At 71.4% G+C, this 23,465-nt stretch carries 19 protein-coding genes; 11 read left to right on the forward strand and 8 right to left on the reverse strand.

The window, feature by feature from the left end; genetic code table 11:
• Nucleotides 1-19: 19 nt before the first annotated feature.
• The 5 genes from AC6CKD_RS14425 to AC6CKD_RS14445 form a co-directional block, all read right to left on the reverse strand.
• Nucleotides 20-1,618 carry an FAD-dependent oxidoreductase gene (locus tag AC6CKD_RS14425; RefSeq protein WP_498327626.1) on the reverse strand — a complete coding sequence of 533 codons (1,599 nt, stop codon included), beginning with the start codon at nucleotides 1,616-1,618 and terminating at the stop codon, nucleotides 20-22.
• Between the two features lie 2,065 nt (nucleotides 1,619-3,683).
• Complete coding sequence (locus AC6CKD_RS14430) at nucleotides 3,684-4,577, reverse strand: amino acid ABC transporter permease (RefSeq protein ID WP_498327628.1); 894 nt, start codon at nucleotides 4,575-4,577, stop codon at nucleotides 3,684-3,686.
• Nucleotides 4,574-5,248: an amino acid ABC transporter permease gene (locus AC6CKD_RS14435; protein WP_498327630.1), complete on the reverse strand. Its 675-nt coding sequence runs from the start codon at nucleotides 5,246-5,248 to the stop codon at nucleotides 4,574-4,576. Before AC6CKD_RS14435 ends, AC6CKD_RS14430 begins: the two co-directional genes overlap by 4 nt.
• A gap of 116 nt (nucleotides 5,249-5,364) precedes the next feature.
• Nucleotides 5,365-6,222 carry a glutamate ABC transporter substrate-binding protein gene (locus tag AC6CKD_RS14440; protein WP_498327632.1) on the reverse strand — a complete coding sequence of 286 codons (858 nt, stop codon included), beginning with the start codon at nucleotides 6,220-6,222 and terminating at the stop codon, nucleotides 5,365-5,367.
• A gap of 97 nt (nucleotides 6,223-6,319) precedes the next feature.
• A complete protein-coding gene (locus tag AC6CKD_RS14445; RefSeq protein ID WP_385369546.1) occupies nucleotides 6,320-7,105 on the reverse strand; it encodes an amino acid ABC transporter ATP-binding protein in 786 nt (261 codons plus the stop codon).
• A gap of 295 nt (nucleotides 7,106-7,400) precedes the next feature.
• Here AC6CKD_RS14445 and AC6CKD_RS14450 point away from each other — a divergent pair, with 295 nt between their 5' ends.
• The 3 genes from AC6CKD_RS14450 (at nucleotide 7,401) to AC6CKD_RS14460 (ending at nucleotide 10,949) form a co-directional block, all read left to right on the forward strand.
• Nucleotides 7,401-8,162, forward strand: coding sequence for a response regulator transcription factor (locus AC6CKD_RS14450; RefSeq protein ID WP_498327634.1), 762 nt, complete (start codon nucleotides 7,401-7,403; stop codon nucleotides 8,160-8,162).
• Nucleotides 8,163-8,174: 12 nt separating this feature from the next.
• A complete protein-coding gene (locus AC6CKD_RS14455) occupies nucleotides 8,175-9,593 on the forward strand; it encodes a sensor histidine kinase (RefSeq protein WP_498327635.1) in 1,419 nt (472 codons plus the stop codon).
• A 438-nt stretch (nucleotides 9,594-10,031) separates the two neighbouring features.
• Nucleotides 10,032-10,949, forward strand: a complete 918-nt coding sequence (locus AC6CKD_RS14460; protein WP_498328113.1) for an ROK family protein — start codon at nucleotides 10,032-10,034, stop codon at nucleotides 10,947-10,949.
• 28 nt (nucleotides 10,950-10,977) lie between these two features.
• Here the strand turns inward: AC6CKD_RS14460 and AC6CKD_RS14465 are convergent, their stop codons facing one another.
• Nucleotides 10,978-11,973: a TAXI family TRAP transporter solute-binding subunit gene (locus tag AC6CKD_RS14465; protein ID WP_498327636.1), complete on the reverse strand. Its 996-nt coding sequence runs from the start codon at nucleotides 11,971-11,973 to the stop codon at nucleotides 10,978-10,980.
• Between the two features lie 103 nt (nucleotides 11,974-12,076).
• Here AC6CKD_RS14465 and miaB point away from each other — a divergent pair, with 103 nt between their 5' ends.
• Nucleotides 12,077-13,606 carry a tRNA (N6-isopentenyl adenosine(37)-C2)-methylthiotransferase MiaB gene (gene miaB, locus AC6CKD_RS14470; protein WP_498327638.1) on the forward strand — a complete coding sequence of 510 codons (1,530 nt, stop codon included), beginning with the start codon at nucleotides 12,077-12,079 and terminating at the stop codon, nucleotides 13,604-13,606.
• A gap of 395 nt (nucleotides 13,607-14,001) precedes the next feature.
• Nucleotides 14,002-14,709, forward strand: a complete 708-nt coding sequence (locus tag AC6CKD_RS14475) for a class III extradiol ring-cleavage dioxygenase family protein (RefSeq protein ID WP_498327639.1) — start codon at nucleotides 14,002-14,004, stop codon at nucleotides 14,707-14,709.
• 85 nt (nucleotides 14,710-14,794) lie between these two features.
• Here the strand turns inward: AC6CKD_RS14475 and AC6CKD_RS14480 are convergent, their stop codons facing one another.
• Both AC6CKD_RS14480 and AC6CKD_RS14485 read right to left on the reverse strand, forming a co-directional pair.
• Nucleotides 14,795-15,040 (reverse strand): antitoxin, encoded by a 246-nt coding sequence (locus AC6CKD_RS14480; protein WP_389693598.1) that lies wholly within the window; start codon nucleotides 15,038-15,040, stop codon nucleotides 14,795-14,797.
• Nucleotides 15,041-15,062: 22 nt separating this feature from the next.
• A complete protein-coding gene (locus tag AC6CKD_RS14485; protein ID WP_498327640.1) occupies nucleotides 15,063-15,278 on the reverse strand; it encodes a gliding motility protein in 216 nt (71 codons plus the stop codon).
• 174 nt (nucleotides 15,279-15,452) lie between these two features.
• Between AC6CKD_RS14485 and miaA the strand changes: the two genes are divergently transcribed.
• The 6 genes from miaA to hflX all read left to right on the forward strand — a co-directional run bounded on the left by miaA (nucleotide 15,453) and on the right by hflX (nucleotide 23,433).
• Nucleotides 15,453-16,391 (forward strand): tRNA (adenosine(37)-N6)-dimethylallyltransferase MiaA, encoded by a 939-nt coding sequence (gene miaA, locus AC6CKD_RS14490; protein WP_498327642.1) that lies wholly within the window; start codon nucleotides 15,453-15,455, stop codon nucleotides 16,389-16,391.
• Nucleotides 16,392-16,517: 126 nt separating this feature from the next.
• Entirely contained in the window at nucleotides 16,518-17,069 is a 552-nt protein-coding gene (locus AC6CKD_RS14495) for a hypothetical protein (RefSeq protein WP_498327643.1), read from the forward strand.
• A gap of 48 nt (nucleotides 17,070-17,117) precedes the next feature.
• Complete coding sequence (dapF, locus tag AC6CKD_RS14500; RefSeq protein ID WP_478689844.1) at nucleotides 17,118-17,993, forward strand: diaminopimelate epimerase; 876 nt, start codon at nucleotides 17,118-17,120, stop codon at nucleotides 17,991-17,993.
• Nucleotides 17,994-18,133: 140 nt separating this feature from the next.
• Nucleotides 18,134-20,224 (forward strand): RelA/SpoT family protein, encoded by a 2,091-nt coding sequence (locus tag AC6CKD_RS14505; protein ID WP_498327645.1) that lies wholly within the window; start codon nucleotides 18,134-18,136, stop codon nucleotides 20,222-20,224.
• Between the two features lie 76 nt (nucleotides 20,225-20,300).
• Entirely contained in the window at nucleotides 20,301-21,749 is a 1,449-nt protein-coding gene (locus AC6CKD_RS14510; protein WP_498327646.1) for a M1 family metallopeptidase, read from the forward strand.
• Nucleotides 21,750-21,924: 175 nt separating this feature from the next.
• Nucleotides 21,925-23,433, forward strand: a complete 1,509-nt coding sequence (gene hflX, locus AC6CKD_RS14515) for a GTPase HflX (RefSeq protein ID WP_478689847.1) — start codon at nucleotides 21,925-21,927, stop codon at nucleotides 23,431-23,433.
• Nucleotides 23,434-23,465: the final 32 nt, after the last annotated feature.

Below are 23,465 nucleotides of genomic sequence, written 5' to 3' on the forward strand. Positions count from 1 at the left end.
GCACGACTCGGCCGGAGGGTCAATCGATCACGGGTGCGGCGGCGGGCAGGCCCGGAGCGGGCAGCCCCCTGGGGGCCCGGGTCGGGGCGGCGGTCGCCGGACCGTGCCGGACCGCGTCGGCGGCCTCGTACAGCTCGGCCGGGTGGACCCCGGCGAAGGTGGCCGCGAGATGCCCGTCCGGTCGTACGAGGAGCACGGTGTGCGCCGCCGCTCCGGGATAGCCGTCCGCCACGAGGAGCTCCGCCCGGACCGGCAGCGCGGCCACCGCCGCCGCGAGGCGGGGCATCAGGCCGGCGCCCATCCAGTGCCGCCGGTCCCAGACCCCGGTGCCCGGGGCGACGAGGACGACGAGGAGCCGGCCCCGCCCCAGCTGGTCGCGCAGCGGCACCGTCGAACCGTCGGGTGCGGTCACCGGGACGTTCTCCACGGCCCCGCCCGGCTCGGTGGCGGTGGGCACCTCGTGGACGGCCACGGGCGGGGCGTACACCGGCTCCGCGCCCAGCGGGCCGCGCCCCAAATGGCCGTCGGTCAGCAGGGATTCGGCGGAACGCGATGCTCCGGGGAGGTAGGTGCGCAGCCCGCCCCCGGCGCGCAGCGCGGGCATGGCCTGGTCGGCGGCGCGCAGCCGGGCGGCCACCGCCCGGCGGCGCTCGTCCTCGTAACTGTCGAGGAGCTCCTCGGAAGCCCCCTGGTGCCAGGCGAGCGAGAGCTTCCAGGCGAGGTTCTCGGCGTCCCGGAGCCCCTCCTCGACGCCCTGGGTGCCGAGTGCGCCGAGCAGGTGCGCGGCGTCCCCGGCCAGGAAGCAGCGGCCGTCGCGCCAGCGCCGGGCGAGCCGGTGGTGCAGGGTGTGGACCCCGGTGTCGAGGAGCTCGTACGGGGGCGTCGTGCCCCCGCACCACAGCGCGAGGCTGTCGCGGATGAGGGTCACCAGCGCGTCGGGGGTGACGAGGTCCCCGCGGGCCGGGAGCAGCCAGTCCAGCCGGTACACCCCGTCGGCCAGCGGCCGGGCGGTGACCTCTTCGGGCGGGCTTCGGTGCAGCAATGCCTCGCCCGGCCAGGGAAGTTCGGTGCGCAGCGCGGCCACGGCGTGGCGTTCGACCGCGGTGCGGCCGGGGAAGCGGATGCCGAGGAGCTTGCGCACGGTGGAGCGGGCCCCGTCGCAGCCGACCAGGTGGCTCCCGCGCCACCACGTGGTCTCGGCGCCCCGGGTGTGGGCGGTGACCCCGCGGCCGTCCTGCTCCAGGGAGTCGAGCTTGCTCTCGGTGACCAGCTGGACCAGCGGGTGAGCGGCGGCGGTGTCGCGCAGTCCGCGCGTCAGGGCGTGCTGGGGCAGGTGGACCGGGGCCGGGCCGTCCTCGAAGGTGATCCGCTGGGAGTCGCGGCCGCGCCGCATGGTGCGCCAGGCGGTGAAGTACGCGCCCTCGTCGCGCAGCGTCGTACACCCCAGCCGGTGCACCATGGCGGCGGTGTCGGCGTGCAGGGCGACGGTGCGGGCGGGGCGCGGCTCGTCCTTGCCGGATCCTTCGTCGAGCACGACGCAGGGCACGCCCTGGCCTGCCAGGGCGAGGGACAGGGACAGCCCGACGGGCCCCGCGCCGACGACGATCACCGGGTCCATGATGTGGCTCCCGGTGTCCGGTATGTGATCACAGAACGTATGCAACCCACTCCAGGCGTGTGCGTCAAGTTTCCGACGACGGCGGAGTGATCTGAGGTGCTCCGGACCGGACGATGGGGCATGTGTAATTCTATATATGGAACCCTCCCCTCCGAATGTGCAGGTCGGGCGTCCGAGTCAATAGCGATGTGCCGGGATGCTCTTCCGCAGTGAATTCCCTGCCGGTCGTAGGGCCCGCCTGGTCGCCTTTAGCCCCGACGGGCTCGGTATATTCAAGATCATCTTCCGCATCCGGCGCTGCCGCATGGCCGCCCCGCGCATGGCTCATCGCTGCTGACGCGCCTGCCGGTGGATCCGTCGAAATTCCGCCGGGTCGCGCGTGATGGCGGGGAGTGGCTTTCGGAATCCAGCCGGCGGGTGGCTTGAATTATACATTCCTGAATTTCGGCCACCTGTGCCGGAATTGATCCTTGCAGTTATTTGTCGACGGGAATGTGGCACGCTTCGCCCTTTTCGTTCCTCCTTGATGGAGTGCAATGCTCAAATAATCCTCAGAAGATCGCGCCAGGGCTGGCTAGGCTCTGACAGTCATGGAATTGTCGTGGTCATGCAGGGAGTGGAAAGCGCTCCCTGGGCGTGAGGGGAAATTACGATATCCGAGCCGATGTCAACGATCCCTCTTGCTGGATGACGTCTCAAGCGTTCAACTCAGGAAGTAGGTGGCGAAAGTTGCTGAAGAGGACTGGCATTCGGGCCTTTGCAGCCTCGGCCCTTGGGCTGATGCTGGCCAGTATCGTCTCGCTCGGCGCCGGGGGAAGCGCGTCGGCTTCCGAACTCGGCGTCACGGCGCACCCCAGCGGTTGCCGGTACGAGGTGCCTGGAAGTTGGGGGGCGGTTGCGTGGTGCGACAACCATAATGGCGGCTCCTATCGAGCTATCGCTATATGCAAGGACCCGGCGACTGGGCGCGTGGAGCACTTCTACGGCGGGTGGAGGCAGGTCGGGTGGTCCTATGCGTACTGTAACGGAACCTACCTAGCCTATTCTGCGGGATATGAATCGTCCCCCAGAAACAACACCTGACAAAATTCGAACCGGCCGAGAAGGGATCAGCGGAAATGAAGAAGATGTACACGGCGCTGCTTGCCGCCATGGCAATGGCAGTCGTCGGACTCCAAGGTGTGGCCAGTGCCGCAGCCACAGGATGGCCTGAGGGATGTTCCTACCATAAGGGCCCGCTGGACACTAATAGCTGGCAGGCTCAATGTAGTCGTAGTAATGGCGGAAGGTACAAGGCTACTGCCATATGCACGCCGCTCGACGGCGGTCCTCTCGTCTATCGCGAGGCTGCAGCTTGGTCGACTAGCGGGATCTCCGTTGCCTTTTGCCCGCCGTTCACTCTCGTTCACTCCGGCGGCATCCTCACAAGGTCCTACTAGTAGGCTGCGCGGCGCAAACAGCGTCCGACGTCTCGGTACGTCGGAGCTGGGCTAGCGAATGCGGCGCCCCCATCGGGTTTTCCGATGGGGGCGCCGCGTCTGTTGTGTGCAGCCAGGTCCACCAAGCTCCAGAACGCGGTCGCGCTGGCCGCTCCCCGGGGACGTCGGGTAGAAGGACTCATGCATCGAGTTCCTTCGGTGCAGCCGCGGGGTCGTCAAGCTGCGGGGAGACTCCGCTCGCTGTCACTTTCACGGCGATTTTCTCGTTCGAGGCCATGAATGGTGGCGCTTTCGGTGGCTGGTGCGGGGGGCCTGCCGGCAGTCGCTGGCGCGCCGTAAGTGCCCTTGTTTCGCAGCGTCGTACAGGCCGGCAGGTGCACCAAGGCGGCCGCTTCGGGGTGCCGGGCGGCTCTGGCCAGCCAGGGCGAGGGACAGCCCGACGGCCCCCGCGCCGAGGACGATCACCGGATCCATGATGTGGCTCCAGGTGCCCCGGTTGCGCCGCATGGGCGTGCGCAACCCGGTGGAGGTACCTACGCGAGTGCCACAGGCTGGGACAACGCAATGTGGTGCGGCGGAATTGTTCCGCCGCACCACAGGTTTCACGTCAATGGGCTGACTGTGCGTCAGGGGGCTTTGCCCACGCCAGCGGCGCCGCCGGCGTCGACTTCGGCCACGTCCCCGGCAACGACGGCGCCGGTGCCCCGCTTGGACTTCCGCTGCCAGCTTTCCAGCCAGGACGCGCAGCTGGTGAGGGCGAAGTTCACTGCGACGTAGATCAACGCGATCACCGTGAAGGTTGCGATGGTGTTGCTGTAGTTCGCGGAGATCTGTCGGGCCATCGAAAGCAGCTCAGCAAGACCGAGCAAGGTGCCGCCGAGCGCGGTGTCCTTGAGGATCACCACGAGCTGACTGACCAGAGCCGGGAGCATCGCTGTGACGGCCTGAGGGATCAGGACGTGCACCATCGTCTGGCCCTTGCGCATGCCGATCGCCTTGGCCGCGTCAGTCTGCCCCCTGGGCAGGGACAGCACACCTGCCCGGACGATCTCGGCGATGACCGAGGCGTTGTACAGCACCAGGCCGGTGACCACCGCGTACAGCGGTCGGACGTCGGAGGAGACGGACGTGTACTGCACGTACAGGGCGCTGCCGAAAAGCATCAGCATCAGCACTGGGATGGCGCGGAAGAACTCGACGAAGGCGCCGACCGGGACGCGGACCCAAGCATGGTCGGAGAGGCGGCCGATGCCGAGAAGGGCGCCCAGTGGCAGCGCGATCAGCATGGCGATCACACCAGCTTTGAGGGTTTCCAGCAGGCCGGGGATCAGGAACGTCGTCCAGACCCGGCTGTCGGCGACGAACGGGCTCCACTTCTCGGCCTCGAGCTGGCCCTTCTCCGACATGAGGCCGAGCGCCCACCACGCAGCGAGGCCGAACAGAACGAGGAAGACCCCGCTGTAGATCCAGTTGCGCACCTTAGCTTTGGGGCCCGGGGCGTCGTACAGCACGGAGGTCATCGCTTCACCGCCACTCGCTTGGCCACCCAGCCGAGCAGCAGGCCGGTGGGCAGGGTCAGAAGGACGAAGCCGAGGGCGAAGACGCCGAAGACGGCGAAGAGCGCATCGGCCTCGTTCTCGACCATTTCCTTCATCAGCAGGGCCGCCTCTGCGACGCTGATGGCTGCAGCCACCGTGGTGTTCTTGGTGAGTGCGATCAGTACGTTGGTGAGCGGTGCGATTACCGCCCGGAAGGCCTGGGGGAGCACGATCAAGGTGAGTACCTGGAAGAAGCTCAGGCCCAGTGCGCGCGCTGCCTCTGCCTGGCCCACGGGCACCGTGTTGATGCCTGAGCGCAGTGCTTCACAGACGAAGGTGCCGGTGTAGGCCGTCAATCCGAGGACAGCCAGCCGGAAGCCGATCTCCTTGAACGTGCCGCCTCCCAGCGTGATAGAGAGGGTCTCGCTGAGGCCAAGCGAGCAGGCGATGATCAGCAGGGTCAGCGGGGTGTTGCGCACCAAGTTGACGTATGCCGTGCCGAAGGCCCGCAGTAGCGGGACCGGGCTGACCCGCATCCCGGCCAGGACGGTGCCCCAGATCAGGGACCCCACGGCCGAGTAGAGGGTGAGCTGAACCGTCACCCAGAAGGCTCCGAGCACGTCGTACTGCCCGGAATCAAGAAAATCGAACACGATGGCCTGCGCTCTCCCCAGGATGGCCAGGTTGGCCGGTGGGGCACGGCGCCGCCCGCGGCAGGCGGGCGGCGACGGTCCTCACCGATGGATCGGCCGGCGGACCGGCCGCCGGGTCAGCTGCCTTCGGTGACCGCGGGGGCCGGCTCGCTCTTGTAGCCGGACGGACCGAAGTTCTTCGTGACGGCCGCTTCCCAGGCACCGTCCGCCTGCATCTTCTTGATGGCGGCGTTGACCTTGGTCTGAAGCTCCTTGTCGCCCTTCTTCAGACCGATGCCGTAGTTCTCGTTGCTCAGGCTCAGCCCGACCAGCTTGAACTTGCCCTTGTTCTTGTCCTGCGCCGCGTAGCCCGCCAGGATCGAGTTGTCCGTGGTCAGCGCATCGATGGACTTGCTCTCCAGGCCGGTGAGGCATTCGGAGTAGCCTGCGGATTCCTTCAGGTCGGCCTCCGGCGCCAGCTTGGTCTTGACGTTCTGCGCCGACGTGGAGCCGGTGACCGAGCAGAGCTTCTTCTTGTTGAGGTCCTCGGCCTTGGTGATCGAGGTGTCGTCGGCGCGGACCAGCAGGTCCTGGTGCGCGAGGAAGTACGGGCCGGCGAAGTCGACCTTCTCCTTGCGCTTGTCGTTGATCGAGTAGCTCGCCACGACCAGCTTCACGTCACCGTTGGAGATCAGGTTCTCGCGCTCGGCGCTGACGGCCTGCTTGAACTCGATCTGGTCCGGCGCGTAGCCGAGCTCCTTGGCCACGAACGTCGCCACGTCCACGTCGAAGCCCGTGAACTTGCCGTCGGGGGTCTTGAGGCCCACGCCCGGCTGGTCGAACTTGATGCCGATGACGATCTTGTCCTTCTTGGCCCCGCCCGAGGCGCCGGCGTCGCTGCCGGGCTTGGTGCTGTCGCTGCCGCCACAGGCGGTCGCGGTCAGGGCGAGAGCAACGGCGATGGCGGCGGCCGCGCCGACCTTGGAGATCTTCATGGTGGACTTCCCTCGAAGTGAGACGTGAGACAGACGTGAAGTGAGACGTGCCGTGCTGGACGACGATCCGTCACCGGATCACTACCAGATACGAAGGTCAGTGGTGCAGGATCTTCGACAGGAAGTCCTTGGCCCGGTCGCTCCGCGGGTTGCTGAAGAACTGCTCGGGCGTCGCCTCTTCGACGATCTTCCCGTCCGCCATGAAGACGACCCGGTTGGCGGCGGAGCGGGCGAAGCCCATCTCGTGCGTGACGACGACCATGGTCATCCCCTCGCGGGCGAGCTGCTGCATGACCTCCAGCACCTCGTTGATCATCTCCGGGTCGAGGGCCGAGGTCGGCTCGTCGAACAGCATCACCTTCGGCTCCATCGCCAGGGCCCGGGCGATCGCCACGCGCTGCTGCTGGCCGCCGGACAGCTGTGCCGGGTACTTGTCGGCCTGCGAGCCGACGCCCACCCGGTCGAGGAGGGCCTTCGCCTTCTCCAGGGCCGCCGCCTGGTCCGTCTTGCGGACCTTGAGCTGGCCCAGCATCACGTTCTGCAGCACCGTCTTGTGCGCGAAGAGGTTGAACGACTGGAAGACCATGCCCACATCGGCGCGCAGCTTGGCCAGGGCCTTGCCCTCCGACGGCAGTTGCTTGCCGTCGAGCGTGATGCTGCCCGAATCGATCGTCTCCAGGCGGTTGATGGTCCGGCACAGCGTGGACTTGCCCGACCCCGAAGGGCCGATCACCACGACGACCTCACCGCGGGCAATGCTCAGATCGATGTCCTGAAGCACGTGCAGTGCGCCGAAGTGCTTGTTGACGTTGCTCAGCACGACCAGGTCGTCCGCGGCACCGGCCGCGTCCCGCACGTCCTTGGTCACTGATACTCCGCTCATCGGCTTGTGGCTCCGTCCTCCTCGGTTGGGAGGACAGTAGTGACGTGATGCGCACAGCGTCATCACATCTGAGGGAGAATTGAGCATAACGATCCGGCCTCGCACCGATACGCTCCGTACCCGCGGGCGTGCGGCACCGCCCACGGCCGTACCGGGTGGGTAACGGAAGCCCCGTCGGACCGGAACCGCCTTGACGTGGGAGTCCGCATCGGCGTGGATGCTTGATGGCCCATGATGGCCGCCGAGCGAACGCGAAGAGATCGCGAAGAGACCAAGAGATGGAGAGGGGGACGACATGAGACTGCTGCTCGTCGAGGACGACGACCACGTCGCCGCCGCCCTGTCCGCGATCCTCGCCCGGCACGGCTTCAAGGTCACCCACGCCCGCAGTGGCGAGGAGGCCCTGCAGGCCCTGCTGTCGGCGGGCGCCCCGCCCGTGGCCTCTCCCTACGGCGTGATCCTGCTCGACCTCGGCCTGCCCGACCAGGACGGCTACGAGGTCTGCGGCAAGATCCGCAAGCGCACCAGTACGCCCGTCATCATGGTCACCGCGCGGGCCGACGTGCGCTCCCGCATCCACGGGCTCAACATGGGCGCCGACGACTACGTCACCAAGCCCTACGACACCGGCGAACTCCTCGCCCGCATCCACGCGGTGGCCCGCCGCACCGGCGCCTCCGAGGAGAGCGCCGCCGCAGGCCCCGCGGGCACGCCCGGCGTGGTCGACCTCGGGACCGTGGGCATCGAGCTGTCCACCCGCCGGGTCAGCGTGGACGGCGTCGACGTACCGCTCACCCGCAAGGAGTTCGACCTGCTGGCCCTGCTCGCGCAGCGCCCCGGCGTCGTCTTCCGCCGCGAGCAGATCATCAGCGAGGTCTGGCGCACCAGTTGGGAAGGCACCGGCCGGACCCTGGAGGTGCACGTGGCCTCGCTGCGCTCCAAGCTGCGCATGCCGGCGCTCATCGAGACCGTCCGCGGCGTGGGGTACCGGCTCGTCGTACCGCCCGCCCCGGCGTCCTCCGCCCCGCCCGCCGCCTCCGCTCCGCCCGCCGTCTAGCGGCCACCCGTCGTGCGCGCCCGTCTGCTCCCGCTGCTCGTCGTCCTGATGGCGGGCGTCCTGCTCGCCCTCGGCTTCCCCCTCGCGGTGGCCCTGGCGGCCGGGCAGCAGCAGAGGGTGGTCGTCGACCGGATCGACGACAGCGCCCGCTTCGCCGCGCTCGCCCAGTTCCTCGTCGACGCCGAGGGCTCGAAGTCCAGCGGAGCCGACGAGCGCCGCGCGACCCTCCAGCACGAACTCGACCGGTACCAGGAGCTGTACGGGATCCGCGTCGGCGTCTTCCGCCGGGACGACAACGCCATCGCCCGGTCCCCCAGCGAGTGGGAGCTGCCGGCGGAAGGGGAGGGCCGAGAGGCGTTCAAGGAGGCGCTCGCCGGCCGGCGCAGCCACGATCCCGGGCAGGTGTGGCCCTGGCAGACCCACGGCAGGATCCTCGTCGCCTCCCCGGTCGTGCTCGACGGGGACGTGGTCGCCGTGGTCGCCACCGAATCGCCCACCGACCAGATGCGCGCCCGGATCCTGCGGGGCTGGCTGCTCATCGCCGCCGGGCTCGGCGCGGCCATGCTCGTGGCCTTCGGCGCCGCCCTGCGGCTGACCAGCTGGGTGCTCAAGCCCGTGCGGACCCTGGACGCCGCCGCCCACGGCATCGCCACCGGGCGGATGAACTCCCGCGTCGCGGCGGGCGGCGGGCCGCCGGAACTCCGGCGCCTGGCCCGCTCGTTCAACGAGATGGCCGACAACGTCGAAGAGGTGCTGGAACAGCAGCGCGCCTTCGTCGCCGACGCCTCCCACCAGCTCCGCAACCCCCTCGCCGCACTGCTCCTGCGGATCGAGCTGCTCGCCCTCGAACTGCCCGAGGGCAACGCGGAGATCGCCTCCGTACGGACCGAGGGAAAGCGCCTGACCCAGGTCCTGGACGACCTGCTCGACCTGGCCCTGGCCGAGCACGCCACCGCCGAGATCAGCCTGATAGACATCGCGGGGCTGGCCGCCGAGCGGGTGACCGCCTGGCGCCCGTTCGCCGAGGAGAAGGGCGTCCGGCTCACCGGGGCGGGGCGCACCGCCGCCACCGGCTGGGCCGACCCGATCGCGCTCTCCAGCGCGCTCGACGCCGTCATCGACAACGCCCTCAAGTTCACTCCGGCGGGTGAGGCAGTCGAGGTGGCGCTCTCCGTGGAGGGCGACCGGGTGCTGATCGTGGTCGCCGACCGGGGTCCCGGGCTCACCGAGGACGAGCTGCTCCGGATCGGGGACCGGTTCTGGCGCAGCGGACGCCACCAGAACATCAAGGGCTCCGGGCTCGGCCTGTCCATCTCCCGCATCCTGCTCGCCGCGGGCGGCGGGTCCCTCTCCTACGAGAAGAACCCGCCGCACGGGCTGCGCGTGACGCTGGCCGTCCCGCGCACCGATCCGGCCGCGCTGCCCGAGTGAACCGCTAGGGCCGACTGAACCGCAGGGCACCGGCTCGAACGGCCAGAGCCGTACGCCGGCCGGCGCGCCCGGGACCGCCACCGGCGCGGGGGCTTCGGCCGGCGGCCGCTCCAGCTGGTCCGTGGCGGACCCGCGGTACGGGCGGGGGCGGAGCCGTCGTACAGCTCGTCTGCGGCCCGGATCTCGAAGACGGCCGCCTTCTCCCGGCCGGCGCGCCCGACGGCCGGGAGGTGGAGGGCCGGGAGGTGGAGGGCGGTGGCGCAGGTGCCGCCGAGGAAGCGGCGGGCTGGAGCCCCGCGAGAGTACGGCTCCGCCGCCGGCCGCATACTGAAATCGACCCCTTCCTGGAGCGCCACCGTGACCAGTACCCCCACCCCCACCCCCGCCTTCCCGGCGCCCCGCGCCGGAGCGCCGGGTGACTCCGGCCTCACGGTCGCGATCGACATCGGCGGTACGAAGATCGCCGGAGCGCTGGTGGACTCCGACGGCGCCATGACGGCCACCACCCGCCGCCCCACCCCGCGCGGAGCCGACGGGGACGCGGTGTTCGCGGCCGTGGCCGAGGTGGTCGCGGAGCTCGCGAAGTCCCCGCTGTGGGACTCGGCGGTCCGCTGCGGGATCGGCAGCGCGGGGCCGGTGGACGCAGCGCGCGGCACGGTCAGCCCGGTCAACATCGGCGCCTGGCGGGGCTTCCCCGTCCAGGCCCGGGTGGAGGCCGAGCTCGTGCGGCACGAGGCCCGGATCCCGACGGTGCTGGTCGGCGACGGGGTGGCGATGACCGCCGCCGAGCACTGGCTGGGCGCCGCCCGCGGGCACGCCAACGCGCTCTGCATGGTGGTCTCCACCGGCGTCGGCGGCGGGCTCGTCCTGAACAACCAGCTTCACCCCGGCCCCACCGGGAACGCCGGTCACATCGGCCACATCAGCGTGGCCTTCGACGGGGAGCCCTGCGCGTGCGGCGGCCGCGGCTGCGTGGAGTCCATCGCCTCCGGCACCGCCATCGCGGCCTGGGCCCTGGCCCGGGGCTGGGTCCCGGCCGGGGACGCCACCGCGGCCGGGGTGGCCGCCGCCGCTGCCGCCGGCGATCCCGTCGCCCTGGCCGCCTTCGACCGCGCGGGCCGGGCGCTGGCCGCCGCCATCGCGGCCACCGCGACCCTCGTCGAGACCGACATCGCCGTCATCGGGGGCGGGGTCGCGGCCTGCGGCGACACCCTCTTCGGGCCGGTCCGGGAGCACCTGGCCTCGTACGCGACCCTGTCCTTCGTCAAGGACCTCCAGGTCGTCCCGGCGACGCTGGGCACCCACGCGGGCCTGATCGGGGCCGCCGCCGCGGCGACGATGCTGCTGCCGTCGTGAAGGCGGCCGGGGGACAGGCCGGCAGGCCCTACGGCTTGACCGAGCGGTAGTAGCGGGCCGCGCCCTCGTGCAGGTGCAGGGGGTCCGTGTAGATCGCCGTCCGCAGATCCACGAGCTGGGCCGCGTGCACCTGGCTCCCGATCCGGTCCCGGCTGTCGATCACCGTGCGCGTGAACTGCTCCGTCAGCTCGTCGCCCGCGTCCTCCCGGGTCACCAGCAGGTTCGGCACCGCCACGGTGGACACCGACGAGGTGTTGCGGGCACGGTCGTAGGCGTCCTGGGGCATCACCGCCGCCCGGTAGTACCGCGCGGGGCTGCCGCTGGCCTGGAGCGCCTCCACCAGGTCGCCGAGCTGCACGAGCCGGATCTCGAACCGCTCCGAAAGCTTGTTCACGGCGTCGGTGGGCAGCCCGCCCGACCAGAAGAAGGCGTCGATCCGGCCGGCCTCCAGCTCCGCGGGAACGGTGTCGATGCCGATGGCCACCGGGGTGACGTCGCGCGCCGGGTCCAGCCCCGCCGCCGTGAGCATCCGCTCCGAGATCAGCCGCACCCCCGAGCCCTCCTGGCCGACGGCGATCCGCTTGCCCCGCAGGTCCCGGGCGGACTGCACGGGCGAACCGGCGGGCACCACGAGCTGGACGTAGTCGTCGTAGAGCCGGGCCAGGGCGCGCAGCCGTTCCGCTCCGGGCTTCCGGTCGACCTGGTACTTGGCCACCGCGTCGGCCGTCGCCACCGTGAAGTCGGCCTCGCCCGCGGCCACCCGCTGCAGGTTCTGCTGCGAACCCTCACTGGTGTTCAGCCGGACCCGCACCCCGGGGACGTCCTTGGCGAGGGCCTGCTCCAGCAGCTGGCCGTAGCGGTGGTAGACGCCGTTCTGGACGCCGGTGCTGAGGGTGATCCCACCGGTGAGCTCGGCCCGGCCGAAGGGCCGCAGCCACCAGACGAGGGCGCAGAGCACCGCCAGTACGGCCACCAGGGCCCGCAGGGCACGGCGCCTGCTGATCCGGGGCGGTACGAGAGGCATGGCCGCGATCCTGCCACCGACCCGCCGTCCTGTCACGGCCCGGCCGGACCGCTCCGGCCCACGCCCGGCCCTGGCCGCCACGCCCGACCCGTACCCTTGCTGGGTGAGCACCGAGAGCGGCGAGGCGACTGTTGTGAAAACGTACGAGGTCCGGACGTACGGCTGTCAGATGAACGTGCACGACTCCGAGCGGCTGTCCGGCCTGCTGGAGGACGCCGGGTACGTCCGCGCCCCCCAGGGCTCCGACGGTGACGCCGACGTCGTCGTGTTCAACACCTGCGCCGTCCGCGAGAACGCCGACAACAAGCTCTACGGCAACCTCGGCCGGCTCGCCCCGATGAAGACCAAGCGCCCCGGCATGCAGATCGCCGTCGGCGGCTGCCTCGCGCAGAAGGACCGCGACACGATCGTGGACCGCGCCCCCTGGGTCGACGTGGTCTTCGGCACGCACAACATCGGCAAGCTGCCCGTCCTGCTGGAGCGCGCGCGCATCCAGGAGGAGGCGCAGATCGAGATCGCCGAATCCCTGGAGGCCTTCCCCTCCACGCTCCCGACCCGGCGCGAGTCCGCGTACGCCGCCTGGGTCTCGATCTCCGTCGGCTGCAACAACACCTGCACCTTCTGCATCGTCCCGGCGCTGCGCGGCAAGGAGGAGGACCGCCGTCCCGGCGACATCCTCGCCGAGGTCGAGGCACTCGTCGCCGAGGGCGTCTCGGAGATCACCCTGCTCGGCCAGAACGTCAACGCCTACGGCTCCGACCTGGGCGACCGCGAGGCGTTCTCCAAGCTGCTGCGCGCCTGTGGCGCCATCGAGGGCCTGGAGCGGGTCCGCTTCACCTCCCCGCACCCGCGCGACTTCACCGACGACGTGATCGCCGCGATGGCGGAGACCCCCAACGTCATGCCGCAGCTGCACATGCCGATGCAGTCCGGATCGGACACGATCCTGAAGGCGATGCGCCGCTCGTACCGCCAGGAGCGCTTCCTCGGCATCATCGACAAGGTCCGCGCGGCCATCCCGCACGCGGCGATCTCCACCGACATCATCGTGGGCTTCCCCGGTGAGACGGAGGAGGACTTCCAGCAGACCATGCACGCGGTCAGCGAGGCGCGCTTCGCGAACGCCTTCACCTTCCAGTACTCCAAGCGCCCCGGGACCCCGGCCGCCGACATGGAGGGGCAGATCCCCAAGGAGGTCGTCCAGGAGCGGTACATGCGCCTGGTCGCCCTCCAGGAGGAGATCTCCTGGGAGGAGAACAAGAAGCAGGTCGGCCGGACCCTGGAGGTCATGGTCGCGGAGGGCGAGGGCCGCAAGGACGGCGCCACGCACCGGCTGTCCGGGCGGGCCCCCGACAACCGCCTGGTGCACTTCACGAAGCCCGACGCAGAGGTCCGCCCCGGTGACGTGGTGACCGTCGACATCACCTACGCGGCTCCGCACCACCTCCTCGCGGAGGGCCCGACGGGGGCGGTACGGCGGACGCGTGCGGGCGATGCGTGGGAGAAGCGCAACGCGGCTCCGGCGCAGCCGAAGGGCGTTCTCCTCGGCATCCCGACCCTGGGCGTCCCGGCCCCCCTCCCGGCGTCCACGGCGGGCTGCGGCATTCCCTTGCCTTCGCCTTCGGCTTCCTAACGCGCCGCACTCCTGCTTGACGCGCCGCTGGCGCGGTGCGGCCCTGGCGGGCCTTACCGGCTTCGCGCCGCTGCGCCGGACTCCGTCCGGCGGTGGCCGGGCGGGGTTGCCGCCACCGCCGTCCCGGCGTGGGGTCCGGTGGGCGGGTGCGGGCGGTGGGGCCCTGCGGGGCGGGATCCCCTACCCGCCCTTCGCCCGTTCCCCGGGCTCCGCCCGGACCCGTTCCGGGGCTCCGCCCCAGACCCCGCGCCTCAAACGCCGGCGAGGCTGAATATGCCTGGACTCCGGCGTGCTGCGTGCTGACGCCCGGCGAAGCACCCGCCCACCGGCCCCCGCTCCGGCCGGCGCGGCGGTACGAGGCACGTGTCGGAGGAGGGGCGGCTACGCTGCGGATCATGCTCGTAGCCGCCGCCGTCTGCCCCGCCCCGCCGATGCTCCTGCCGGAGCTCGCCACGGGAGCCGCCGCCGAACTCGGCGACGCCCGGACCGCGTGTTCCGACGCGCTGTCCGTGCTCGCCGCCTCCCGGCCCGATCTGCTCGTCGTGGTCGGAGCCTCCGACCCGGACCACCACGGCGCCTACCCCCAGGGTGCCCGCGGCACCTTCCGCGGGTTCGGCGCCGCGGCCGACGTACGGCTGGGGGAGGGCGAGGAGGGCCCGCGCCCGCTGCCCACCCCGCTCGCCGTCGGCGCCTGGCTGCTCGGCCGGGCGGGCTGGGGCACCACGCCCCTGGAGGGGTTCGGAGTCGCCGGGCCGCTGGACACCGAGCGGTGTCTCGCGGCGGGCCGGGAACTCGCCGCGCGCGAGGCCCGGGTCGCCCTGCTCGTCATGGGCGACGGCAGCGCCTGCCGGTCCCTCAAGGCTCCGGGCTACCTCGACGAACGCGCCGCCGCCTTCGACGCCGAGGCCGCCCGCGCGCTGGGCGCCGCCGACCTGCCCGCCCTCGCCGCCCTCGACGCCGGGCTCGCCGCCGAGCTCCAGGCCGCCGGGCGGGCCCCCTGGCAGGTGCTCGCGGGCGCCGCCGAGGGCGCCGGACTCGAAGGCCGGCTGCTGTACGAGGACGCCCCGTACGGGGTCGGGTACTTCGTCGCCGCCTGGTCGTAGCACCGGGAGGCCGTAGCGCCGAGGAACGGAGAAGGGGCGCGGCACCGAGTGGTGCCGCGCCCCTTCCGGGATTCCGGGGAACGCGTCAGGAAGCGGCCGGCGGCGTCGGCCCGCCGGGAGCGTCCTTGTGCGCGATCTTGCCCAGGGCGTCCTTCGCCTTGTCCGCGCCGCTAGAGATCTGGCCGCTGTACTTGCCCTTGGTCTTGGAATCGACGGCCTTGGCCACCTTCTCCAGATTCTGGGCGATCTTGCCCTCGTGCTGAGCAGCGAGGTCGCCGACCTTGTCCTTGGCGGGCGCGAGCTTGGCCTTCAGATTGTCCAGCAGGCCCATGGGTCACCTTCCAATAGCGAGGCTACGTACGGGCACCCTCTGCGGCCTCGCTGTCCGCGTTGACCTCCGCCGACTGCTGCTTCGGGATCTCGACGGCTTCCGCCGCGTTCTCCTCCGCCACAGCCTGCTCGGTCCCGGCCTCGTCGGCCGTCGCGGACTCCGCCGTCAGATCCGCGGAAACGGCCTCTTCGGTCGTCGCCGGGGTCTTACGGCCGAGAAGCCGGTCCAAAATGCCCATGTCTACTCCTATAACGTTACTCGTGTGAGTGAAGTTCCGCCGTGGGCGGGCCGCCGTACGGCAGGCGCGCGCCGGGCCGGAACCCCGCCAAGGCAACGACCCCGGCCCGGTCCCGTCACGTAGCTCGATCGGGTACATGGCAGTGCCTTGACGCGGGGCTGCGAGACTGGTGCGGTGAGGAAAGCAGCCCCCGCCCCGCGGGTCATCGCCGTCGTAGGACCCACCGCGGCCGGAAAGTCCGATCTGGGCGTAGCCCTGGCCCGTCATTTCGACGGCGAAGTCGTCAACGCGGACTCGATGCAGCTGTACCGGGGGATGGACATCGGTACCGCCAAACTGACGACCGAGGAACGCGGAGGGGTCCCGCACCACCTCCTCGACATCTGGGACGTCACCGAGACGGCCAGCGTCGCCGAGTACCAGCGCCTCGCCCGCGCAGAGATCGACAAGCTGCTCGCCGAGGGCCGTACGCCGGTCCTCGTCGGCGGTTCCGGCCTCTACGTGCGCGGCGCGCTCGACGCCATGGAATTCCCCGGCACCGACCCCGAGGTCCGGGCCCGGCTGGAGGCCGAGGTCACCCTGCGCGGCCCCGGCGCCCTGCACGCCCGCCTCGCCGCCGCCGACCCGGCCGCAGCGCAGGCCATCCTGCCCAGCAACGGCCGCCGCATCGTGCGGGCGCTGGAGGTCATCGAGATCACCGGACGGCCGTTCACCGCCAACCTGCCCGGCCACGAGTCCGTCTACGACACGGTCCAGATCGGCGTGGACGTGGCCCGGCCCGAACTCGACGAGCGGATCGCGCTGCGCGTGGACCGGATGTGGGAGGCCGGGCTGGTGGACGAGGTCCGCACGCTGGAGGCCGCGGGCCTGCGGGGCGGAATCACCGCCTCCAGGGCGCTCGGCTACCAGCAGGTGCTGGCCGCGCTCGCCGGGGAGTGCACGGAGGAGGAGGCGCGCGCCGAAACGGTACGCGCCACCAAGCGGTTCGCCCGCCGACAGGACTCGTGGTTCCGCCGCGACCCGAGGGTGCACTGGCTCAGCGGGGCGGCCGAGGACCGGGGGGAACTCGCCGGGCTCGCGCAGTCGTTGGTCGAACGAGCGGTCACAGCCTGATCACGTGATGGCATCGGGACGCCCCGCACGCCCGTCCCGGGCCTGACGGCGTGCCATCATCAAACTTCCGCCGGTGCCGTCACCGGCGGTGAACGGCGGCGTACGAAGTCCAAGTGGGGAGGGCGCGTGGCGATGGAGGCCGGCCCTCGTGACACCGGTCGGGACGACACCCGACGGGAAACGGATCCGATGCTTCACGGTGCCCTCGCCGACGGCGACGGCCTGCTCGACGGAGTCCCGGCGCACGCCGACGGCCTCGGACTGCCCGCGGATCCCGCGCGGCTGACGCCCGACGGCCCGGACTCACCGGACTCCGCCGAGGCGGAGGCGGCCGCCGCCCCCGCGTTCGAGGTGGAACTGCGCCCGCAGCGGCGGCTCAGGCTGTGGCAGATCGCCCCCATCGTCGTGCTGGCCGCGGCCGGCTCCCTGATGTTCGCCTTCCCGCTCGCCTTCGAGTTCGGAGACGGCGGAGCGGTCGTCGCCATGCTCGGGTTCCTCATCAGCTGCTGCGCGGGCGGCTGGGGCATGATGGCCGCACGCCGCGTCGGCTACGCCCTGCCGGGGCTCCCGGCCCGCGGTTCGGGTCAGCGGCCCGACTGGCGCCTCGCCCTGCTGTACGCGCTGGTCGCCCTGGGTGTCGTAGCGCTCGCGGTGTACCGGGTGGCCCGGCTCCGGTAGGGCCTGGGCGGCCCGGCTCCGCCGTTCACGGCTCGGTACCATGGGCGGGTGACGCAGACCAGCCTCTCCTTCCTCAAGGGCCACGGCACCGAGAACGACTTCGTGATCGTCCCGGACCCGGACAACGCCGTCGAGCTGTCGGCCTCCGCCGTCGCGCGGCTGTGCGACCGGCGGGCCGGAATCGGTGCGGACGGCGTGCTGCACGTCGTGCGCTCCGCGGCGCATCCCGAGGCGGCGCACCTGGCCGACGAGGCCGAGTGGTTCATGGACTACCGCAACAGCGACGGCTCCATCGCGGAGATGTGCGGCAACGGCGTCCGCGTCTTCGCCCGCTACCTCCAGCACGCGGGGCACGTCGAGCCGGGCGACCTGGCCGTCGCCACCCGCGGCGGGGTCAAGCGGGTGCACCTCGACAAGACCGGTGACGTGACCGTCTCCATGGGCCGCGCCGAGCTGCCCGAGGGCGAGGTCACGGTCTCCGTCGGGGCCCGTTCCTGGCCCGCGCGGAACGTCAACATGGGCAACCCGCACGCGGTGGCCTTCGTCGACAGCCTCGACGATGCCGGGAAGCTGCTGGACCCGCCCCCGTACAGCCCGGCGTCCGCCTACCCGACGGGCGTCAACGTCGAGTTCGTCGTCGACCGCGGCCCCCGGCACGTCGCCATGCGCGTCCACGAGCGCGGCTCCGGCGAGACCCGCTCCTGCGGCACCGGCGCCTGCGCGGTCGCCGTGGCCGCCATCCGCCGCGACGGAGCGGACCCGGCCGTCACCGGCGCGCCCGTCACGTACACCGTCGATCTGCCCGGCGGCACGCTGGTCATCACCGAGCACCCCGACGGGCGGATCGAGATGACCGGGCCCGCCGTGATCGTGGCCGAGGGCGAGTTCGATCCCGCCTGGCTCACCGAAACGGCTTTCGCCTGAACCTTCCCTCTAATGGGTGATCCGTTTCACGCTGAGCGAGAGGTGGACTGCGCCACGTGGTGGGGTCGGTAGCATCAGGCACCGGCCCTGCGGGCGCACCCCATGCCCACCACCGCCGGTCGAAGCCGTCGGAGGTGCCCATGAGTGCAGAGGCCACGAACCCCGAAGCACGTCCCGAAGCGCTCCCCGAACTTCGCAGACGCGGCCGTACCAGGCTTGACCTGCGACGACTCGGACGCGCTGCGCTGCTCGGCCCCACTCCCCGGGACCGGCTGCCGGACGCCATCGGCCATGTCGCCGAAGCGCACCGCGCCCATCACCCCGACGCGGACCTGTCGCTCCTGCGCCGCGCGTACCTGCTCGCCGAGACCTCGCACCGCGGCCAGATGCGCAAGAGCGGTGAGCCGTACATCACACATCCGCTCGCCGTGACGCTCATCCTGGCCGAACTGGGCGCCGAGACCACCACCCTGACGGCCTCGCTCCTCCACGACACCGTCGAGGACACCGACGTGACCCTCGATCAGGTCCGCGAGGAGTTCGGCGACGAGGTCTGCTTCATCGTCGACGGGGTCACCAAGGTCGAGAAGATCGACTACGGCGCCGCCGCCGAGCCCGAGACCTTCCGCAAGATGCTCGTGGCCACCGGCAACGACGTCCGCGTGATGTCCATCAAACTCGCCGACCGGCTGCACAACATGCGCACCCTCGGGGTGATGCGGCCCGAGAAACAGGCACGCATCGCCAAGGTCACCCGCGACGTCCTCATCCCGCTCGCCGAACGGCTCGGCGTACAGGCCCTGAAGACCGAGCTGGAGGACCTCGTCTTCGCGATCCTGCACCCCGAGGAGTACGAGCACACCCGCGCGCTCATCGCGGCCCACGCGGGCGAGCGCGACCCGCTGCCCGCCATCGCCGACTCGGTACGGGCCGTCCTGCGCGACGCGGGCATCGCCGCCGAGGTGGTGGTGCGGCCCCGGCACTTCGTCTCCGTGCACCGGATCTCCCTCAAGCGCGGGGAGCTGCGCGGCTCCGACTTCGGCCGCCTGCTGGTCCTCGTGGGGGAGAACGCGGACTGCTACGCCGTGCTGGGGGAGCTGCACACCTGCTTCACCCCGGTCATCTCCGAGTTCAAGGACTTCATCGCCACCCCGAAGTTCAACCTCTACCAGTCCCTGCACACCGCCTTCGCCACGGGCGAGGGAGACGTGACCCAGGTCGCCGAGGTCATCGTGCGGACCCGGCAGATGCACCGGGTCGCGGAGGCGGGCGTGGTGGCGCTGGGCAATCCGTACACGGCTCCGCAGCCTGTCGAGGCGGCCGACTGCGAAGAGGAGCGGGTCGACCCGACCCGGCCCGGCTGGCTGTCGCGGCTGCTCGACTGGCAGCAGTCGGCGCCCGACCCCGACACCTTCTGGGACGTCCTGCGCTCGGAGCTGGCACAGGACCGGGAGATCACCGTGTTCCGCGCCGACGGGGGGACCCTGGGCCTGCCGGCCGGCGCCAGCTGTATCGACGCCGCCTACGCGCAGTACGGCGAGGCGGCCCACGGCTGTATCGGCGCCCGGGTCAACGGGCGCCTGACCTCCCTGTCCTCCCGGCTCTCGGACGGGGACACCGTCCAGCTGCTGCTCGCGCACGATGCCTCCTCGGGGCCCGCAGCGGACTGGCTGGACCATGCCAAGACCCCGGCCGCCCGCATCGCCGTCAGCAGCTGGCTGGAGGCCCACCCCGACGGGGCCCGGCCCGCCGACGCGGCGCCCAGGCCGCCGCTGTCGGTGATCGGCCTGCGCGGGGGCGGGGGCAACGCCGTCGCCGACCTGCCGGACGCCACCGTGCGGCTCGCCGGGTGCTGCACCCCGGTGCCGCCGGACGCCGTCGAGGGGTTCGTCGTACGCGGCGGTGCCGTCACCGTGCACCGGGTCCACTGCGCCACGGTGGCCCAGATGCGGGCGGTGGGGCGGACCCCCGTCGCCGTGCACTGGCGGGCGACCGCGGACTGCCGGGTCACCCTGCTCGCCGAATCGTTCGGCCGCCCGCACCTGCTGGCCGACCTGACCGAGGCCATCGCCCGCGAGGGGGTCGAGGTGGTCTCCGCGACCGTGGAGCCGCCGGTCGAACAGCGGGTCCGGCACAGCTACACCCTGCAGCTGCCCGACGCGACGGGCCTCCCGGCCCTGATGCGGGCCATGCGGGACGTGCCCGGCGTCTACGACGTCAGCCGGGCGTAAGGGGTCGGACCCCTTTCGGGTGGCGCCGTCGCGCGCCGTTCGCGGGCGCGTGGCGGGCGCTGATAAGCGGTGGGGGATGCAGCTCACCTCCCCGCGCCTGCGCGCCGCCCTGCTGGCCGCGGCCTCCCTCACCCTCGTCGCCGCCGTCGTGCCCCCGCCCCAGGCGCTCGGCATCGGCGACCCGCTCTTCCCCGAACTCGGGAACCCCGGGTACGACGTGCTCTCCTACGACCTGTCCTTCGCGTACAAGGACAACAGCAGCCCGCTCGACGCGGTCACCGTCATCGACGCGCGCAGCCTCGCGCGGCTCGAAACCGTCAACCTCGACTTCACCCACGGCACAGTGGCCTCCGCCGAGGTCAACGGAGAGCCCGCCGGCTTCGCGAGCGTCGGCGAGGACCTCGTGCTGACCCCCGCCCGTCCCGTGGAGCGGGACCTGCCCCTCCACATCACCGTCCGGCACACGAGCGACCCGCGCGGCCGCGGCGACGGCGGCTGGGTGGTCACCGAGGACGGGCTCGCGATGGCGAACCAGGCCGACGCCGCACACCGGGTCTTCCCGTGCAACGACCACCCGGCCGACAAGGCGTACTTCACCTTCCGGGTCAGCGCGCCGGCCGGGCTGACGGCCGTGGCCAACGGGGTGCCGGGCGCGCTGCCGGCCCGCCGGGCGGGCGCCGCGACCACGTGGACGTACCGGACGATGCACCCGATGGCCACGGAACTCGCCCAGGTCTCGATCGGCGACTCGGCCGTGGTCCACCGCACCGGGCCGCACGGGCTGCCGCTGCGCGACGTGGTCCCCGCGGCGGACCGGGAGCGCCTGGAGCCGTGGCTGAAGAAGACCGCCGGGCACATCGAGTGGATGGAGGCACGGGTCGGCCGCTACCCCTTCGAGAACTACGGGGTGCTGATCGCGAAGGCCCGTACCGGCTTCGAGCTGGAGACGCAGACCCTGTCGCTGTTCGAGAGCGCGCTGTTCGCGGGCAGCGGCGGCTACCCCGAGTGGTACGTCGAGTCCGTGATGGTCCACGAGCTGGCCCACCAGTGGTTCGGCGACAGCGTGAGCCCGCGCACCTGGTCCGACCTGTGGCTCAACGAAGGCCACGCCACCTGGTACGAAGCCCTGTACGCGGACGGCCTCGGGAAGTACTCCCTGGAGCGGCGGATGCGCGAGGCGTACCAGCGCTCCGACCAGTGGCGGGCGGCCGGCGGCCCCCCGGCCGCGCCCAAGCCGGCCGCCCCGGGCGAGAAGATCGGGCTGTTCCGGCCGGCGGTCTACGACGGCGCCGCGCTGATCCTGTACGCGCTGCGGCAGGAGATCGGGGTCAAGGCCTTCGACCGGGTGGAGCGGCGCTGGGTGCGGGTGCACCGGGACTCGGTCGCGGGCACGGAGGACTTCGTACGGCTGGCCTCGCAGGAGGCGGGCCGTGACCTGGCGGCGTTCCTGAAGCCGTGGCTGTACGGGAACAAGACGCCCGCGATGCCGGGGCACCCGGAGTGGAGCGCCCCGAAAAGCGTGTGACGCGTGCGGAACGGGCATGCCACCATCGACGAGGCCGTTCCGCGAGTGGTCCGGGGGAATCTCCGGGGAGTGTCACGCGTTGGACGTGACAGTGTTATGTCACGCGCGGGAGTAGCTTTGGCCTTGGCTCCGCTTCGCCTGACGCGGACGCATTCGAAAACGACGTAAGGATCCAATGACCTCCTCTTCTTCCCCTTCCCAGGACGCGCGGGACGACGCACAGGGTGCGCCGGATCCGCAGAGCTTCACCGAGAGCCTCCGGGCCGACGCCCTGATGGAAGAGGACGTCGCCTGGAGCCACGAGATCGACGGAGAGCGGGACGGCGCCCAGTACGAGCGCTCCGAGCGCGCGGCCCTGCGCCGCGTGGTCGGCCTCTCCACCGAACTCGAAGACGTCACCGAGGTCGAGTACCGCCAGCTCCGCCTGGAGCGGGTCGTCCTCGTCGGCGTATGGACCTCCGGCACGGTGCAGGACGCGGACAACTCCCTCGCGGAGCTGGCCGCCCTCGCCGAGACGGCGGGCGCGCTCGTACTCGACGGAGTGATCCAGCGCCGCGACAAGCCCGACCCGGCCACCTTCATCGGTTCCGGCAAGGCGCGCGAGCTGCGCGACATCGTGATGGAGAGCGGCGCCGACACCGTCGTCTGCGACGGTGAGCTCAGCCCCGGCCAGCTCATCGCCCTCGAAGACGTCGTCAAGGTGAAGGTGGTCGACCGGACCGCGCTCATCCTCGACATCTTCGCCCAGCACGCCAAGTCCCGGGAGGGCAAGGCGCAGGTCGCACTCGCGCAGATGCAGTACATGCTGCCGCGACTGCGCGGCTGGGGCGCCTCGCTGTCCCGGCAGATGGGCGGCGGCGGCGGTGGCGGCATGGCCACCCGCGGCCCCGGTGAGACCAAGATCGAGACCGACCGGCGCCGGATCCGCGAGAAGATGGCGAAGATGCGCCGGGAGATCGCGGAGATGAAGACCGGCCGCGACATCAAGCGGCAGGAACGGCGCCGCAACAAGGTGCCCTCGGTCGCCATCGCCGGATACACCAACGCCGGCAAGTCCTCGCTGCTCAACCGCCTCACGGGCGCGGGCGTGCTGGTGGAGAACTCCCTGTTCGCCACCCTCGACCCGACCGTGCGCCGGGCCGAGACCCCGTCCGGCCGGATCTACACCCTGGCCGACACGGTCGGCTTCGTCCGGCACCTGCCCCACCACCTCGTCGAGGCGTTCCGCTCCACGATGGAGGAGGTCGGCGACTCCGACCTCATCCTGCACATCGTGGACGGCTCGCACCCGGCGCCGGAGGAGCAGCTGGCAGCGGTCCGCGAGGTCATCCGCGAGGTCGGCGCCGTCAAGGTGCCCGAGATCGTGGTGATCAACAAGGCGGACGCCGCCGACCCGCTGGTGCTCCAGCGCCTGCTGCGGATCGAGAAGCGCTCCATCGCCGTCTCGGCGCGCACGGGTCAGGGCATCGAGGAACTCCTCGCGCTCATCGACGCCGAGCTGCCGCGGCCGGCGATCGAGATCGAGGCCGTCGTGCCCTACACGCGCGGCGGGCTGGTCGCCCGGGCCCACGCCGAGGGCGAGGTGATCTCCGAGGAGCACACCGCGGAGGGCACCCTGCTCAAGGCGCGGGTGCACGCGGAGCTGGCGGCGGAGTTCGCTCCGTACGTGCTCGCGAAGCACTGACGCCTACCGGTTGAACGACCGAGGGCCCCCGC

Source organism: Streptomyces sp. GQ60 (assembly GCF_059758875.1).

Excerpts from the sequence above, each read along its gene's own strand:
- AC6CKD_RS14425 (WP_498327626.1), bottom strand. The coding sequence starts at position 1,618 with ATGGACCCGGTGATCGTCGTCGGCGCGGGGCCCGTCGGGCTGTCCCTG.
- AC6CKD_RS14430 (WP_498327628.1), bottom strand. The coding sequence starts at position 4,577 with ATGACCTCCGTGCTGTACGACGCCCCGGGCCCCAAAGCTAAGGTGCGC.
- AC6CKD_RS14440 (WP_498327632.1), bottom strand. The coding sequence starts at position 6,222 with ATGAAGATCTCCAAGGTCGGCGCGGCCGCCGCCATCGCCGTTGCTCTC.
- AC6CKD_RS14445 (WP_385369546.1), bottom strand. The coding sequence starts at position 7,105 with ATGAGCGGAGTATCAGTGACCAAGGACGTGCGGGACGCGGCCGGTGCC.
- AC6CKD_RS14450 (WP_498327634.1), top strand. The coding sequence starts at position 7,401 with ATGAGACTGCTGCTCGTCGAGGACGACGACCACGTCGCCGCCGCCCTG.
- AC6CKD_RS14465 (WP_498327636.1), bottom strand. The coding sequence starts at position 11,973 with ATGCCTCTCGTACCGCCCCGGATCAGCAGGCGCCGTGCCCTGCGGGCC.
- AC6CKD_RS14475 (WP_498327639.1), top strand. The coding sequence starts at position 14,002 with ATGCTCGTAGCCGCCGCCGTCTGCCCCGCCCCGCCGATGCTCCTGCCG.
- AC6CKD_RS14480 (WP_389693598.1), bottom strand. The coding sequence starts at position 15,040 with ATGGGCCTGCTGGACAATCTGAAGGCCAAGCTCGCGCCCGCCAAGGAC.
- AC6CKD_RS14485 (WP_498327640.1), bottom strand. The coding sequence starts at position 15,278 with ATGGGCATTTTGGACCGGCTTCTCGGCCGTAAGACCCCGGCGACGACC.
- AC6CKD_RS14505 (WP_498327645.1), top strand. The coding sequence starts at position 18,134 with ATGAGTGCAGAGGCCACGAACCCCGAAGCACGTCCCGAAGCGCTCCCC.
- AC6CKD_RS14510 (WP_498327646.1), top strand. The coding sequence starts at position 20,301 with ATGCAGCTCACCTCCCCGCGCCTGCGCGCCGCCCTGCTGGCCGCGGCC.
- hflX (WP_478689847.1), top strand. The coding sequence starts at position 21,925 with ATGACCTCCTCTTCTTCCCCTTCCCAGGACGCGCGGGACGACGCACAG.